The organism is Pseudomonas sp. CAM1A (assembly GCF_047501685.1).
In the GTDB taxonomy this organism is placed as follows: Bacteria; Pseudomonadota; Gammaproteobacteria; order Pseudomonadales; family Pseudomonadaceae; genus Aquipseudomonas.
Window position 1 is genome coordinate 1 of record NZ_JBFNXP010000011.1, and the last position, 15,021, is coordinate 15,021.

Genomic DNA, 15,021 nt, shown 5'->3' on the forward strand with positions numbered 1-15,021 from the left:
CCTCACTCCGGCCTTGCTCCCGGGAGGACCGCGCTGAACGCCCCATCCTGGGGCGCAGCGCTTGACGGGCATCCATGCCCGTCACCTCCCTCCGCAAGACCTGCGTTCGGCCTCCTGAAGTCGCGAAGTTACGGGCGGCGCCTGGACTGGCGCAGCTGTCGCTAGCGGGCTTCGGGGGTAGACTTTGATCGGCAACGGCAACGGCAACGGCAACGGCAACGGCAACGGCAGAGCAGCGAGCGTCAAAGGGCGTTGTGGCGAGCCAGGGCCCACTCCACGTGTTCGCGTACCAGCTCCGAAGGATCATCCCGCCGGGCATTGAGTGCCTCCAGCACGGGGATGGTCGACGGCGCGTTGCCAAGCCCCACCGCGAGGTTGCGCAGGAACCGTTCATACCCCGCCCGGCGTAATGGCGAGCCTTCGGTGCAGCCGAGAAAACGCTTTTCATCCCACAGGAACAACTCGGCCAACTCGATATTGTCCAGCCCCCGGCGGGGCATGAAGTCGTCTTCGGTAGTGGTCTTGGCGAAACGGTTCCACGGACAGACGATCTGGCAATCGTCGCAACCGAACACCCGATTACCGATCAATGGGCGCAGCTCCAGTGGAATGGCACCGCGCAATTCGATGGTCAGGTACGAGATGCAGCGCCGGGCATCGAGCTGATAGGGCCCGACGAACGCCTGGGTCGGGCAGATATCCAGGCAGGCCTGGCAGCGCCCGCAATGATCGCTGCCCTGCACGCCGTCGATCGGCAGCGGCAAGTCGACGAACAGCTCGGCGAGGAAGAAGTAGCTGCCGGCCTTGCGGTTGAGCAGCAGGGTGTTCTTGCCGATCCAGCCAAGGCCAGCTTCCTGGGCCAGGGCTTTCTCCAGCACCGGGGCGCTGTCGACGAAGGCGCGGTAGCCGAACGGGCCGATGGCTTCCTGGATGCGGTCGGCGAAGTGCTGCACACGCTTGCGCACCAGCTTGTGGTAGTCGCGGCCCAGGGCGTAGCGCGAGATATAGGCCTTTTCCGGCTCTGCCAGGCGCTTGGCCATCTGCGTGTCGCCGGGCAGGTAGTCCATGCGCAACGAGATCACCCGCAGCGTACCCGGGATCAGCTCGGCTGGGCGTGAGCGTTTGTTGCCATGCTCACCCATGTACTCCATCTCACCGTTGTGGCCGGCGGCCAGCCAACGCTGCAGGTGCTGTTCGTGCTCGCCAAGGTCGACACCGGCGATGCCGACATGGGCAAAACCGAGTTCGCGGCCCCAATCCTTGATCGATTGGGCCAGTGTGGCGATGTCTGGTAGGTCGGCGGACATGGATGAACAAGCATTACAAGCGGAGGTGCGTATAATTCTGCCAGACATCGGAGCCTTTGACCCCATGCCTCAGACCAAACACCCCCCATTACCGCTCAGCAGCCTGACCTTGGCCAGGTTGCCGCCACGTGCCGCTGATGCCCACAAGGGCGATTTCGGCCATGTGCTGGTGGTCGGTGGTGACCTGGGCACAGGCGGCGCGGTCATGCTCAGTGGCGAGGCGGCGTTGCGTTGCGGCGCCGGCCTGGTCAGCGTGGCCACCCGTCCCGAGCACGTAGCTGCGGGGCTGACACGCCTGCCCGAGACCATGTGGCTGGGCGTGAGCTCGGCCAACCAACTGATGGCGCTGCTCGAACGTGCCACGGTGTTGGTGGTCGGCCCTGGCCTCGGCCAGGCCGGCTGGGGGCGCAGCCTGTTGTCGGCGGTGGCCAATGCCCACAGGCCACAGGTGTGGGACGCCGATGCGCTCAACTTGCTGGCACGCACGCCACTGGCACTGCCCAGCGGCAGCATCCTCACCCCGCACCCCGGCGAGGCCGCGCGCCTGCTGGGGATCTCCACCGAGGCGGTGCAGGCCGATCGGCCGGGTGCGGCGCGCAAGCTGGCGCGTCGCTACGCCAGCGTCTGCGTGCTCAAGGGGGCCGGCACATTGGTGGCCGACCCAGGCGGGCAATTGGCGTTTTGCGGCCGTGGGCACCCAGCCATGGCCGGTGCCGGATTGGGCGATGTGTTGACCGGCGTGCTCGCAGCCTTGCTGGCCCAGGGGCTGGATGCCTGGCAGGCCGCGTGTCTGGGGGTGTGGCTGCATGCGTGCGCCGGCGAGCGGTTGGGTATCAAAGGTAGAGGGCTGGCGGCCAGTGATCTGGTGCCGGTCATTAGAGCGTTATTGGAGGAGCATTCAGCGTGTCAGGCATAACCCTGTTTCTGGGCGACGAGGACGCTACCGTCGCCTTTGGCGCGAAATTGGCCGAAGTGACCAAAGGTCATGGTGTGATTTTTCTCGAGGGCGACCTGGGGGCCGGCAAAACCACCTTGTCCCGCGGGCTGATCCGTGGCCTGGGTCATATCGGCCCGGTAAAAAGTCCGACATTTACCGTGGTTGAACCCTACGAGATCGGTGAGGTTCGCGCCTTCCACTTCGACCTCTATCGCCTGGTCGACCCGGAAGAACTTGAATTCATGGGCATTCGCGATTACTTCGAGGGCGATGCATTGTGCCTGTTCGAATGGCCCGATAAAGGCGCGGGCGTTTTGCCAAAGCCCGACCTGACCATTACCATAAGCCCGCAAGCGGGCGGACGCTCGCTGAACCTGTCGCCGCAGGGGGCTCGCGGCGAGTCCTGGTGTGCCGTTCTGGCCAAAGAATTCATACAGTAAGTGGGGAAAGGTATGCGCATACGCGCACTGGTCGCTGTCGTTGGGCTGCTGCTGACCGCGGTGACCGTTGACGCTCTGGCCGTCACTCAAGTCAAGAGCATGCGCCTGTGGCGCGCTCCGGACAACACGCGGCTGGTCTTCGACCTGTCCGGGCCTGTGCAGCACAGCGTCTTCACCCTCACCGCTCCCGATCGCCTGGTGATCGACATCAACGGTGCCACCCTGGGGGCGCCGCTGAACGTCTCCACCTCGAACACGCCGATCACCAGCGTGCGTTCGGCCCAACGCACGCCCACCGACCTGCGCGTGGTGGTCGACCTGAAGAAAGCCGTGTCACCGAAGAGCTTCACCCTGGCCCCGAACGCCCAGTACGGCAACCGCCTGGTGGTCGACCTGTACGACCAGGAAGCCGATGCCATCGCCGCCAGCAACCCGACACCGCCCCCGACACCGCAGCCACCGGCCACCACGCCGGCGGTGCCCGTCACCCCGGCGCAGCCGGCGATCAAGTTGCCACCGGCACCGAGTGGCAAGCGTGACATCGTGGTCGCCATCGACGCCGGCCACGGCGGCGAAGACCCGGGCGCGTCCGGCTCGCGTGGCCAGCACGAGAAAGACATCGTGCTGGATATCGCCAAGGAACTGCAGCGCCAGATCAATTCCGAGAAGGGCTACCGCGCCGAGCTGACCCGCACCGGCGACTACTTCATCCCGCTGCGCAAGCGCACCGAGATCGCCCGCAAGAAGGGCGCCGACCTGTTCGTCTCGATCCACGCCGACGCCGCGCCGTCCAAGGCCGCCTTCGGCGCTTCGGTGTTCGCCCTGTCCGACCGCGGTGCCACCTCCGAGACCGCCCGCTGGCTGGCCGACACGGAAAACCGCTCCGACCTGATCGGCGGTGCCGGCAACGTCAGCCTCGACGACAAGGACCGCATGCTGGCCGGCGTGCTGCTCGACCTGTCGATGACTGCCACCCTCAGCTCCAGCCTCAATGTCGGGCAGAAGGTGTTGGGCAACATGGGCCGGGTCACGCCGCTACATAAACAACGCGTGGAACAAGCCGGATTCATGGTGCTGAAGTCGCCGGATATCCCGTCGATCCTCGTTGAAACAGGGTTCATCTCCAACGCCAACGAGGCGGCGAAGCTGGCTACGCGTGGTCATCAACAGGCCTTGGCGCGTTCGATCCATACTGGTGTGCGTCAGTTCTTCCAGCAGAACCCGCCGCCTGGCACCTACATTGCCTGGCTGCGTGACAGCGGCAAGATTGCCCAAGGCCCGCGTGAGCACACTGTTCGGCCTGGCGAGACCCTGGCAATGATCGCCGTGCGCTACCAGGTGAGTGTTGCCGCCCTGCGCAGCAGCAACAGCTTGAAAAGCGATGAGTTGAAAGTCGGCCAGCACCTCGACATTCCGACCACCGCCCTGGCGTCCCAGCGATGAGTGGCGGCTCGCGCATCCAGCTGCTCAGCCCGCGGCTGGCCAACCAGATCGCCGCCGGCGAGGTGGTCGAACGCCCCGCCTCGGTGGCCAAGGAGCTGCTGGAGAACAGCCTCGACTCCGGTGCCCGGCGTATCGAAGTCGAGGTCGAACAGGGCGGCGTGAAGTTGCTGCGGGTGCGCGACAACGGCAGCGGCATCGCCCCTGACGACCTGCCGTTGGCCCTGGCGCGTCACGCCACCAGCAAGATTCGTGAGCTGGAAGACCTCGAAGGCGTACTCAGCCTGGGGTTTCGCGGCGAGGCGCTGGCATCGATCAGCTCGGTCGCCCGTCTGACCCTGACCTCGCGTACTGTCGAGGCCAGCGAAGCCTGGCAGGTTGAGACCGAGGGTCGCGACATGCTCCCGCGGGTACAGCCGGCGGCTCATCCGGTCGGCACCTCGGTCGAAGTGCGTGACCTGTTCTTCAATACCCCGGCCAGGCGCAAGTTCCTCAAGGCCGAAAAGACCGAATTCGATCATCTGCAGGAAGTGATCCGGCGCCTGGCGCTGGCGCGTTTCGACGTGGGCTTTCACCTGCGGCACAACGGCAAGACCATCTTCAGCCTGCATGAGGCCGCCGACGAGATGGCGCGGGCGCGGCGTGTCGGCACCATCTGCGGCCCGGGCTTCCTCGAGCAGGCGCTGCCGATCGATGTCGAGCGCAACGGCTTGCGCCTGTGGGGCTGGGTCGGCCTGCCGACCTTTTCGCGCAGCCAGGCCGACCTGCAGTACTTCTTCGTCAATGGCCGCGCGGTGCGCGACAAGCTGGTCGCCCATGCGGTGCGCCAGGCTTATCGCGACGTACTGTTCAATGGTCGGCACCCGACCTTCGTGCTGTTCCTCGAGTGCGACCCGACCGGCGTGGACGTCAACGTCCACCCGACCAAGCACGAGGTGCGCTTCCGTGAAGGGCGCATGGTCCATGACTTCCTCTACGGCACCTTGCACCGTGCCCTGGCCGATGTGCGCCCGGAAGACCAGCTTGCCGCGCCGGCGGCCAGCGACGAGCTGGTCCGCCCCAGCGGCTTGCAGGCCGGCGAGTTCGGCCCCCAGGGCGAAATGCGCCTGGCTTCGCCAGTGCTCGAGCAGCCTCAGGGCGAGCAGCGGGCGTTTGGTTCGAGTGGCTCGGGCGCGGGCTATCAATACCAGTACACACCCAGGCCCTCCCAGCCGCTGAATGCCGGCGAGGCCCAGGCGGCCTACCGCGAGTTCTACGCCCCCCTGGACAATGCCGCCGCCGCGCCGAGCGCGTTGCCGGAAAGCCAGGGCGATATACCACCGCTCGGCTACGCGCTGGCGCAACTCAAGGGGATCTATATCCTCGCCGAGAACGCCGTCGGCCTGGTGCTGGTGGATATGCATGCCGCCCATGAGCGGATCATGTACGAGCGTCTGAAGGTGGCCATGGCCAGTGAAGGCTTGAGCGGCCAGCCATTGCTGGTGCCCGAGTCGCTGGCGTTGAGCCAGCGCGAAGCCGACTGTGCCGAGGAGCATGCCCAATGGTTCCAGCGCCTGGGCTTCGAACTGCAGCGCCTGGGCCCGGAAACCCTGGCGATCCGCCAGATCCCGGCCTTGCTCAAGCAGGCCGAGGCCAATCGCCTGGTACAGGATGTGCTGGCCGACCTCATGGAGTACGGCACCAGTGACCGTATTCAGGCGCACCTCAACGAACTGCTGGGGACCATGGCTTGCCATGGCGCGGTGCGGGCCAACCGGCGCCTGGCCATCCCGGAGATGAACGCCTTGCTGCGCGACATGGAGAACACCGAGCGCAGTGGCCAGTGCAACCACGGCCGACCGACCTGGACCCAGATGGGCCTGGACGATCTGGACAAGCTGTTCCTGCGGGGCCGATGAAATGAGTGCCAGACCTCCGGCGATTTTCCTCATGGGCCCGACCGCGGCCGGCAAGACCGACCTGGCGATCGAGCTGACCAGCAAGCTGCCCTGTGAGCTGATCAGTGTCGACTCGGCGTTGGTCTATCGGGGCATGGACATCGGTACCGCCAAGCCTTCCAAGGAAGTGCTGGCCGCGCACCCGCACCGCCTGATCGACATTCTCGACCCCGCCGAAAGCTACTCGGCCAAGCGTTTCTGCACCGATGCTCTCGAAGCCATGGCCGAGATCACCGCGCGCGGCAAGATCCCGCTGCTGGTTGGCGGCACCATGCTCTACTACAAGGCACTGGTCGATGGCCTGGCGGACATGCCGCCAGCCGATGCCACGGTGCGCGCCGAGCTCGAGGCACAGGCGCAGGCCCTCGGCCTGGCCGAATTGCACCGGCAACTGGCCGAAGTCGATCCGGAGTCGGCGGCGCGCATTCATCCGAATGACCCGCAGCGGCTGATCCGTGCGCTTGAAGTGTACAAGGTGAGCGGCGAGAGCATGACCGCCCACCGTCAGCGTCAATACGCGCAAAGTAGCGGCGCAGACGCAGGCGCGGGCGAGCATTTGCCCTATACTGTCGCCAGCCTGGCGATAGCGCCTACAGATCGTCACATTTTGCATCAGCGAATTGCGTTACGATTTTCACAGATGCTGGAACAGGGCTTTGTCGACGAGGTCCGAACGCTGCGGGCCAGAAGTGACTTGCACGCCGAGCTGCCGTCTATAAGGGCAGTGGGGTATCGGCAGGTCTGGGACTACCTCGACGGCAAGCTGACTGAGAATGAGATGCGTGAACGCGGTATCATTGCCACGCGTCAGCTGGCCAAGCGGCAATTCACCTGGTTGCGCGGCTGGTCCGACGTCCACTGGCTGGATAGCCTGGCCTGCGACAATCTGTCCCGCACCTTGAAATACCTGGGGACCGTCTCCATATTGAGCTGAGTCCCTGCCAGTTGCCGTCTATTCTTGCGAAGGGGCGGCATAATTTATCGATTTTCTTGATTTTCTATTATTGATCCTTACAGGAGTGCGGCATATGTCAAAAGGGCATTCGCTACAAGACCCTTACTTGAACACCTTGAGAAAAGAAAAAGTCCCGGTTTCGATCTATCTGGTCAACGGGATCAAGCTGCAGGGCCAGATCGAATCCTTCGACCAGTTCGTCGTGCTGCTGAAAAACACTGTCAGCCAGATGGTCTACAAGCACGCCATTTCGACCGTCGTCCCCGCACGCCCGGTTCGTCTGCCAAGCCCGACCGATGGTGAGCACGGCGACAGCGAGCCAGGCAACGCTTGAAAAAAGTAGGAGCCTGCATTGTTCTTTGAGCGCCACGGTGGTGGTGAGCGAGCGTTGCTCGTTCACTTGGAAGGTCAGAACCCTGAGGCGCGCGAAGACCCGCAGGAGTTTCAGGAGCTGGCGCTGTCGGCCGGAGCCGATATCGTCTCGCTGGTGACAGTGGCGCGGCATCAGCCCACCGCCAAGTTTCTGATCGGCAGTGGCAAGGTCGAGGAGTTGCGCGACCTGGTCCATTCGGCCGAAGCCGACCTGGTGATTTTCAATCACACCCTCACGCCCAGCCAGGAACGCAACCTCGAGCGCGTCTTCGAGTGTCGCGTGCTGGATCGTACCGGGCTGATTCTCGACATTTTCGCCCAGCGGGCGCGTACTCACGAAGGCAAGCTGCAGGTCGAACTGGCCCAGCTCGAGCACATGAGCACGCGACTGGTACGCGGCTGGACCCACCTTGAGCGGCAGAAAGGCGGTATCGGCCTGCGTGGCCCGGGTGAAACCCAGCTCGAAACCGACCGCCGCCTGCTGCGGGTGCGCCTGCGCCAGATCAAGGCACGCCTGGAGAAGGTGCGCAGCCAGCGCGAGCAGGCCCGTCGCGGGCGCAAGCGCGCGGACATTCCTTCGGTGTCGCTGGTGGGCTATACCAACGCCGGCAAGTCGACCTTGTTCAACGCACTCACGCAATCCGATGTGTATGCCGCGGACCAGTTGTTCGCCACCCTCGACCCGACCTTGCGCCGGCTCGAGCTGGCCGACCTTGGGCCGATCGTGCTGGCTGACACCGTGGGTTTCATCCGCCACCTGCCGCACAAGCTGGTCGAGGCATTTCGGGCTACGCTCGAAGAGTCGAGCAACTCCGACCTGCTGCTGCATGTGATCGATGCCCATGAGCCCGAGCGCATGGAGCAGATCGAACAGGTACTGGCGGTGCTGGGCGAGATCGGTGCCGAGAGCTTGCCGATCCTCGAGGTCTATAACAAACTCGACCTGCTCGAAGATGTCGAGCCGCAGATCCAGCGCGATGCCGATGGCAAGCCGCAGCGGGTCTGGGTATCGGCACGCGATGGACGAGGCCTGGAGCTGGTTGGCCAGGCGATTGCCGAGTTGCTGGGGGACGATCTGTATGTCGGAACCCTGTGCCTGGAGCAACGGTTTGCCCGCCTGCGCGCGCAATTCTTTGCCCTGGGTGCCGTGCAGAGTGAAGAGCATGATGAAGAAGGGCGCAGCCTGCTGAGCGTGCGACTGCCCAGAGTCGAGTTGAATCGCCTGGTCAGCCGCGAAGGCATGGAGCCGCAAGTGTTTGTCGAGCAACACACTTTGCAATAAATGCCCGTCGAGGTCGCCGGGCAGCCGTGACAGGCATTCTGTAGCATTGGACGGCGCGCCGTGGGCGCGTCTTTGCTTTATCAGATGGAGAGCGCTATGGCTTGGAACGAGCCGGGTGGCAACTCGAACAATCAGGATCCCTGGGGCGGCCGCCGTAATGGTGGCGGCGGTGGTGGCGACAAGAAAGGTCCACCGGATCTGGACGAGGCCTTCCGCAAGCTGCAGGACAGCCTGAACGGCATGTTCGGCAGTGGCAAGAAACGTGGCGGCGGCGGTGACCGCAATATCGGCAAGGGTGGCGGCTACGGCCTGCTGGGCATCGGCCTGGCGGCTCTGGCGGCAATCTGGCTGTACAACGCCGTCTATGTCGTGGACGAGCAGGAGCAGGCCGTGGTGCTGCGCTTCGGCAAGTACTACGAGACCGTTGGTCCCGGCCTGAATATCTATTTCCCGCCGATCGACCGCAAGTACATGGAAAACGTGACTCGCGAGCGGGCCTATACCAAGCAGGGGCAGATGCTCACCGAAGACGAGAACATCGTCGAAGTGCCACTGACCGTGCAGTACCGCATCAGCAACCTGCAGGACTTCGTGCTCAACGTCGACCAGCCGGAAGTCAGCCTGCAGCATGCGACCGACAGCGCCCTGCGCCACGTGGTGGGTTCCACCTCGATGGACCAGGTGCTGACCGAAGGCCGCGAGCAGATGGCCGTGGACATCCGTGAGCGTCTGCAGCGTTTCCTCGACACCTACCGTACCGGTATCACCGTCACCCAGGTCAACGTACAGAGCGCGGCAGCCCCGCGTGAAGTGCAGGAAGCCTTCGACGACGTGATCCGTGCCCGTGAGGACGAGCAGCGTGCGCGCAACCAGGCCGAGTCCTACGCCAATGGCGTGGTGCCGGAGGCCCGTGGCCAGGCGCAGCGCATCATCGAGGACGCCAACGGCTACCGCGATGAAGTCATCGCCCGCGCCAAGGGTGAGGCCGATCGCTTCACCAAGCTGGTCGCCGAGTACCGCAAGGCGCCTGAGGTCACGCGTCAGCGTCTGTACCTGGACACCATGCAGGAGGTCTACAGCAACTCCAGCAAGGTCCTGGTCACGGCCAAGGACGGGCAGAACAACCTGCTCTACCTGCCGCTGGACAAGATGGTCGAAGGCAGCCGCGGCAACAGTGCAGCGCCGGCCAGCAGCGTATCGCCGTCGGTCAATGACGCCGCCGCGCGTGCCGCGCAGGACCTGCAACCACAACCGCCGCTGCGTTCCAGGGAGAGCCGCTGATGAGCAATAAATCACTGTTCGCCCTGATCGGCGCCGTGGTGCTGGCGATCGTCGCCTGGAACTGCTTCTACATCGTTTCGCAGACTGAACGCGCGGTACTGCTGCAGTTCGGCCGCGTGGTCAAGGCCGATGTCCAGCCTGGCCTGCATGTGAAGGTGCCGTACGTGAACCAGGTGCGCAAGTTCGACGCCCGCCTGATGACCCTCGACGCACCGACCCAGCGTTTCCTGACGCTGGAGAAGAAAGCGGTGATGGTCGATGCCTACGCCAAGTGGCGGGTCAAGGATGCCGAGCGCTTCTATACCGCAACCTCGGGTATGAAGCAGATCGCCGACGAGCGCCTGTCGCGTCGTCTGGAGAGCGGCCTGCGTGACCAGTTTGGTAAACGCACCCTGCACGAAGTGGTTTCCGGTGAGCGTGATGCGCTGATGGCGGATATCACCGCTTCGCTGAACCGCATGGCCAGCAAGGAGCTGGGTATTGAAGTGGTCGACGTTCGCGTCAAGGCCATCGACTTGCCCAAGGAAGTCAACCGCAGCGTGTTCGACCGCATGAGCACCGAGCGCGAGCGTGAAGCCCGCGAGCACCGCGCCAAGGGTAACGAGCTGGCCGAAGGTATCCGCGCCGACGCTGACCGTCAGCGCCGCGTGCTGCTGGCCGAAGCTTACCGCGAAGCGGAAGAGACCCGTGGTGATGGCGACGCCCAGGCGGCTTCCATCTATGCCAAGGCCTACACGCAGGACGCCGATTTCTATGCGTTCTACCGTAGCCTGAAGGCCTACCGTGAAAGCTTCTCGAGCAAGAGCGATGTACTGGTCCTGGATTCGAAGAACGAGTTCTTCCGCTTCCTGGACAAGAGCAAGCCCTGATCGTGCTCTCATGAGGGATTCGCCCCGCCGGGCAGCTAAAATGCCTGGCGGGGTGCATCCTGCATGAAAAGGGGTGTATGATGAGTCAGCCGGGAAATTCCCGGCTTTTTTGCGTCTGCAAGGTTGATTGGCAAACGGCCAGTTGACGGTTTGGTCAGGTCGCAAGGCAATTCGAGGGTATTGGCTACGGTGGTTGCGCTGGGATCGGTGCTGCCCGCTGTTGTGCGCCAATGCCTGCTTTACTCACGGCTCGCCAGCTGGCAGGCCGCCCGGACCAGAGGGGAAATGGCGTAATGGCAACGGTAGACCGCTGGCTACTGCCAGATGGCATCGAGGAAGTACTGCCACCTGAGGCGGCGCGCATCGAGATCGCGCGTCGTCAGGTGTTGGACCTGTTCCAGAGTTGGGGTTACGAACTGGTCGTCACCCCGCATATCGAGTACCTGGAGTCGCTGCTCACCGGCGCCGGCCAGGACCTGGACCAGCGTACCTTCAAGGTCGTCGACCCGCAGTCCGGCCGTCTGATGGGCTTCCGTGCCGACTTCACGCCGCAGGTGGCGCGTATCGACGCCCACACCCTGCGCCGTGAAGGCCCGAGCCGCCTGTGCTATGCCGGCAGCGTGCTGCATGCGCAGCCGCGTGCCTTGTCGACCTCGCGCAGCCCGATCCAGCTGGGCGCCGAGCTGTACGGCGACGCCAGCCCTACCAGCGATGTCGAGGTCATCAGCCTGATGCTCGCCACGCTGCAACTGACCGATGTCGCCGATGTGCACATGGACCTTGGCCATGTCGGTATCTATCGCGGCCTGGCCCGTGCCGCCAACCTGTCCGGCGCGGTCGAGCAGCAGCTGTTCGATGCCCTGCAGCGCAAGGCCGTCGATGAAGTGCAGGCGCTCACCGCAGACCTGCCGAAGGACCTGGGCAACATGCTGCGCGCCCTGTGCGAGCTGTGCGGTGGTCGTGAAGTGCTGGCCGAGGCGCGTGTGCGCCTGGGCCGTGCCCCGGCCAGCGTGCTGGCGGCGCTGGACGACCTGTTGGCGATCGCCGATCGCCTGGCTTCGCGCTACCCGGACCTGCCGCTGTACTTCGACCTCGGCGAACTGCGCGGCTACCACTATCACACCGGCGTGGTGTTCGCCGTGTTCGTGCCTGGCGAAGGTCAATCGATCGCCCAGGGCGGCCGCTATGACGACATCGGCGCCGATTTTGGCCGGGCACGCCCGGCCACCGGATTCTCCACGGATTTGAAGACCCTGGTCACACTGGGGCGAGCGGAGGTCGTATTGCCTGCTGGCGGCATCTGGATGCCCGACAGCAGCGATGCGGCCCTCTGGCAGATGGTCTGCCAGTTGCGCAACGAGGGCCAGCGAGTGGTCCAGGCTTTGCCTGGCCAGCCGCTGAGTGCTGCCCTCGAGGCGGATTGTGATCGGCAATTGATTCAGCAAGACGGGCGCTGGCAGGTTCTGCCGCTGACCCATTGAGATTCTTCGCCGGCAATGGGCCGGCACCAAGTTTGCGTGAATGAGGACAAATGTAATGGGTAAGAATGTCGTCGTCCTGGGCACCCAGTGGGGTGATGAGGGCAAAGGCAAGATCGTCGATCTGCTGACCGAACATGCTGCCGCCGTCGTGCGCTACCAAGGTGGCCACAACGCGGGCCACACCCTGGTGATCAATGGTGAGAAGACTGTTCTGCACCTGATTCCGTCCGGCATCCTGCGTGAAGGCGTGCAATGCCTGATCGGCAACGGCGTGGTCGTTGCCCCGGATGCCCTGATGCGTGAAATCACCAAGCTGGAAGAGAAGGGCGTACCGGTGCGCGAGCGCCTGCGCATTTCCCCGGCGGCTCCGCTGATCCTGTCGTACCACGTGGCCCTCGACCAGGCTCGTGAAAAAGCCCGCGGCGAAGCCAAGATCGGCACCACCGGTCGTGGTATCGGCCCGGCCTACGAAGACAAGGTGGCCCGTCGTGGCCTGCGCGTCGGCGACCTGTTCCACCGTGAGCGTTTCGCCGCCAAGCTCGGTGAGCTGCTGGATTACCACAACTTCCAGCTGGTGAACTACTACAAAGAGCCTGCCATCGACTTCCAGCAGACCCTGGACGAGTGCATGGCCTACGCCGAGCAGCTCAAGCCGATGATGCTCGACGTCACCGCCGAACTGCACAACCTGCGTCGCGCCGGCAAGGACATCATGTTCGAAGGCGCTCAGGGCTCGCTGCTGGACATCGACCACGGCACCTACCCGTACGTCACCAGCTCCAACACCACCGCTGGCGGCATCTCCACCGGTTCCGGCGTTGGCCCGATGTACCTGGACTACATCCTGGGTATCACCAAGGCCTACACCACCCGTGTCGGTTCCGGTCCGTTCCCGACCGAGCTGTTCGACGAGACCGGCGCCACCCTGGCCAAGCGTGGCCACGAGTTCGGCTCGACCACCGGCCGTGCCCGTCGTTGCGGTTGGTTCGATGCCGTGATCCTGCGTCGCGCCATCGACGTCAACAGCATCTCGGGCATCTGCCTGACCAAGCTGGACGTGCTGGACGGCCTGGAAACCATCAACATCTGCGTTGGCTACAAGAACGAGAACGGTGCCGTCATCGACGCGCCTTCCGATGCCGACAGCTACATCGGCCTGGAGCCGGTGTACGAAGAGATGCCAGGCTGGAGCGAGTCGACCCTGGGCGTGAAAACCCTGGAAGAGCTGCCGCAAGCTGCGCGCAACTACATCAAGCGCATCGAGGAGCTGGTCGGCGCGCCGATCGACATCATCTCGACCGGCCCGGACCGCAACGAGACCATCGTGCTGCGTCATCCGTTCGCCTGATCGGCCACCTCGGTAGCTGATTGAGCGCCGCGCTCTCGCAAGGGAGCGCGGCGTTTTCATTGGCGAGGAAGGGTGGCTTTGCACAAATGCCATACCCCTCACTACTCATTGGCGTTTATACCTGCTGCGTCAGGCACAACCCTTGCTGTAAGAAGATTCTGTAGATGCCATCAAAGTAATGGCGCCAGAAACACGAGGGTTACAACGTGTCTGCCATCCTTTCACTGTTACGAAGCCGCCTCTTGCGGCCTGTGTTTGTTGCGCTTGGTATCGCTCTCTTGGTGCAGGTGCTGGTTGCCGTTGCCCTGACCCGGAGCACGGTCACCGCCCTGGAGGCCGATTTGGGGGCACGCCTGGGTAACGACAGCCAGAAGCTGGCCGCGGAACTGGAGCAGGCCGGGCAGGATGTCCGTGCCGGGCTCGACAGCCTGTCGGCCAGTACCCGCCAGCGCCTCAGTGCCGGCCTCTCCGAGCGGTTGCAAGGCGAGCAGCAGCAATTGCGCGCCACCCTGGAGAAGAACCTCAAGGACTCGGCCAACGACATGGCCGAATTGCTGGCCTCGGTCGCGCCGCGGGCGATCTGGGACAACGACGTGCCGACGCTGTCGGACTTCGCCCGCCGCGCACAGCGCAACCCCAACGTTTTGTTCGTGATCTACGACGACGCCCAGGGCCAGCACCTGACCCGTTACCTCAACCGGCAGAACCCGATCAACCAAGCGTTGATGGACAAGGGCCAGGGCGAGCGGGCGCTGGACAAGGTGCTGGACGCCGCGCGCAAGGATCCGTCGGTGTACTACGTCGAGGCCTCGATCAACCCCAACGGCGCCGAGATCGGCAAGGTGCTGATGGGCGTCTCCACTGCAGGTGTCGATCAGGAGCTCAAGGCGCTCGACCAGCGCTTCGCCGCGCTGATCGCCAGCGGCGAGCAACTGGTTGGTGACAGCCTGGTGGCCGCCGCCGCCGACAGCGGCAAGGCCCTGCGTGCGCGGCTGGAGACGGCGCAGAACAGCGCCACTGCGATGCAGGCCAATACCGCGCAGACCGTGCGCGATGCCGCCGCCGAGCTGCGCTGGCGCATCGGCCTGGGCCTGGTGCTGGTGGGTCTGGGCGTGCTGCTGGTGGTGGCCGTGGTGCTCGGGCGCCGGGTGCTGAGCAAGCTCGGCCTGCTGATCGCCGCGCTGAACGATCTGGCCGCGGGCGAGGGTGACTTGACCAAGCGGGTCAAGCTCGACAGCCGTGACGAGATCGGCGACATGGCTTCGGCAGTCAACCGCTTCGTCGACAAGCTCCAGCCCATCGTCCGCGAAGCTGGCGAAGTGGCGCAGCGCACTGGCGTGGAGATCGACAGCATGGCCCAGCGCAACGCCGG

General features: G+C 64.4%; 12 protein-coding genes and 1 pseudogene. 12 read left to right on the forward strand and 1 reads right to left on the reverse strand.

The annotated features are described in order from the left end of the window. Positions 1-242: 242 nt before the first annotated feature. Positions 243-1,307: a tRNA epoxyqueuosine(34) reductase QueG gene (queG, locus tag ABZO33_RS21865; RefSeq protein WP_414537756.1), complete on the reverse strand. Its 1,065-nt coding sequence runs from the start codon at positions 1,305-1,307 to the stop codon at positions 243-245. Between the two features lie 64 nt (positions 1,308-1,371). Here queG and ABZO33_RS21870 point away from each other — a divergent pair, with 64 nt between their 5' ends. The 12 genes and pseudogenes from ABZO33_RS21870 to ABZO33_RS21925 all read left to right on the forward strand — a co-directional run. Then, entirely contained in the window at positions 1,372-2,223 is an 852-nt protein-coding gene (locus ABZO33_RS21870) for an NAD(P)H-hydrate dehydratase (protein ID WP_414537757.1), read from the forward strand. After that, on the forward strand, positions 2,211-2,684 hold the full coding sequence (tsaE, locus tag ABZO33_RS21875) for a tRNA (adenosine(37)-N6)-threonylcarbamoyltransferase complex ATPase subunit type 1 TsaE (protein WP_414537758.1): 474 nt from the start codon (positions 2,211-2,213) through the stop codon (positions 2,682-2,684). Before ABZO33_RS21870 ends, tsaE begins: the two co-directional genes overlap by 13 nt. Continuing rightward, positions 2,685-4,127: an N-acetylmuramoyl-L-alanine amidase gene (locus ABZO33_RS21880; protein ID WP_414537759.1), complete on the forward strand. Its 1,443-nt coding sequence runs from the start codon at positions 2,685-2,687 to the stop codon at positions 4,125-4,127. After that, entirely contained in the window at positions 4,124-6,022 is a 1,899-nt protein-coding gene (mutL, locus tag ABZO33_RS21885) for a DNA mismatch repair endonuclease MutL (RefSeq protein ID WP_414537760.1), read from the forward strand. Before ABZO33_RS21880 ends, mutL begins: the two co-directional genes overlap by 4 nt. Before the next feature lies 1 nt (position 6,023). Then, positions 6,024-6,995 (forward strand): tRNA (adenosine(37)-N6)-dimethylallyltransferase MiaA, encoded by a 972-nt coding sequence (miaA, locus tag ABZO33_RS21890; protein WP_414537761.1) that lies wholly within the window; start codon positions 6,024-6,026, stop codon positions 6,993-6,995. A 94-nt stretch (positions 6,996-7,089) separates the two neighbouring features. After that, positions 7,090-7,350, forward strand: a complete 261-nt coding sequence (gene hfq / locus ABZO33_RS21895; protein ID WP_023629894.1) for an RNA chaperone Hfq — start codon at positions 7,090-7,092, stop codon at positions 7,348-7,350. 18 nt (positions 7,351-7,368) lie between these two features. Next, positions 7,369-8,670: a ribosome rescue GTPase HflX gene (gene hflX, locus ABZO33_RS21900; RefSeq protein ID WP_023629895.1), complete on the forward strand. Its 1,302-nt coding sequence runs from the start codon at positions 7,369-7,371 to the stop codon at positions 8,668-8,670. 96 nt (positions 8,671-8,766) lie between these two features. Then, positions 8,767-9,951, forward strand: a complete 1,185-nt coding sequence (gene hflK / locus ABZO33_RS21905) for an FtsH protease activity modulator HflK (RefSeq protein WP_046853999.1) — start codon at positions 8,767-8,769, stop codon at positions 9,949-9,951. After that, positions 9,951-10,820, forward strand: coding sequence for a protease modulator HflC (gene hflC / locus ABZO33_RS21910; protein ID WP_414537762.1), 870 nt, complete (start codon positions 9,951-9,953; stop codon positions 10,818-10,820). Before hflK ends, hflC begins: the two co-directional genes overlap by 1 nt. Before the next feature lie 293 nt (positions 10,821-11,113). Continuing rightward, positions 11,114-12,301: an ATP phosphoribosyltransferase regulatory subunit gene (locus ABZO33_RS21915; RefSeq protein WP_038706891.1), complete on the forward strand. Its 1,188-nt coding sequence runs from the start codon at positions 11,114-11,116 to the stop codon at positions 12,299-12,301. 55 nt (positions 12,302-12,356) lie between these two features. After that, on the forward strand, positions 12,357-13,649 hold the full coding sequence (locus tag ABZO33_RS21920; protein ID WP_028688256.1) for an adenylosuccinate synthase: 1,293 nt from the start codon (positions 12,357-12,359) through the stop codon (positions 13,647-13,649). A 1,022-nt stretch (positions 13,650-14,671) separates the two neighbouring features. Further along, positions 14,672-14,884: pseudogene (locus tag ABZO33_RS21925) on the forward strand (methyl-accepting chemotaxis protein); the annotation flags it as partial. Positions 14,885-15,021 lie beyond the last annotated feature (137 nt).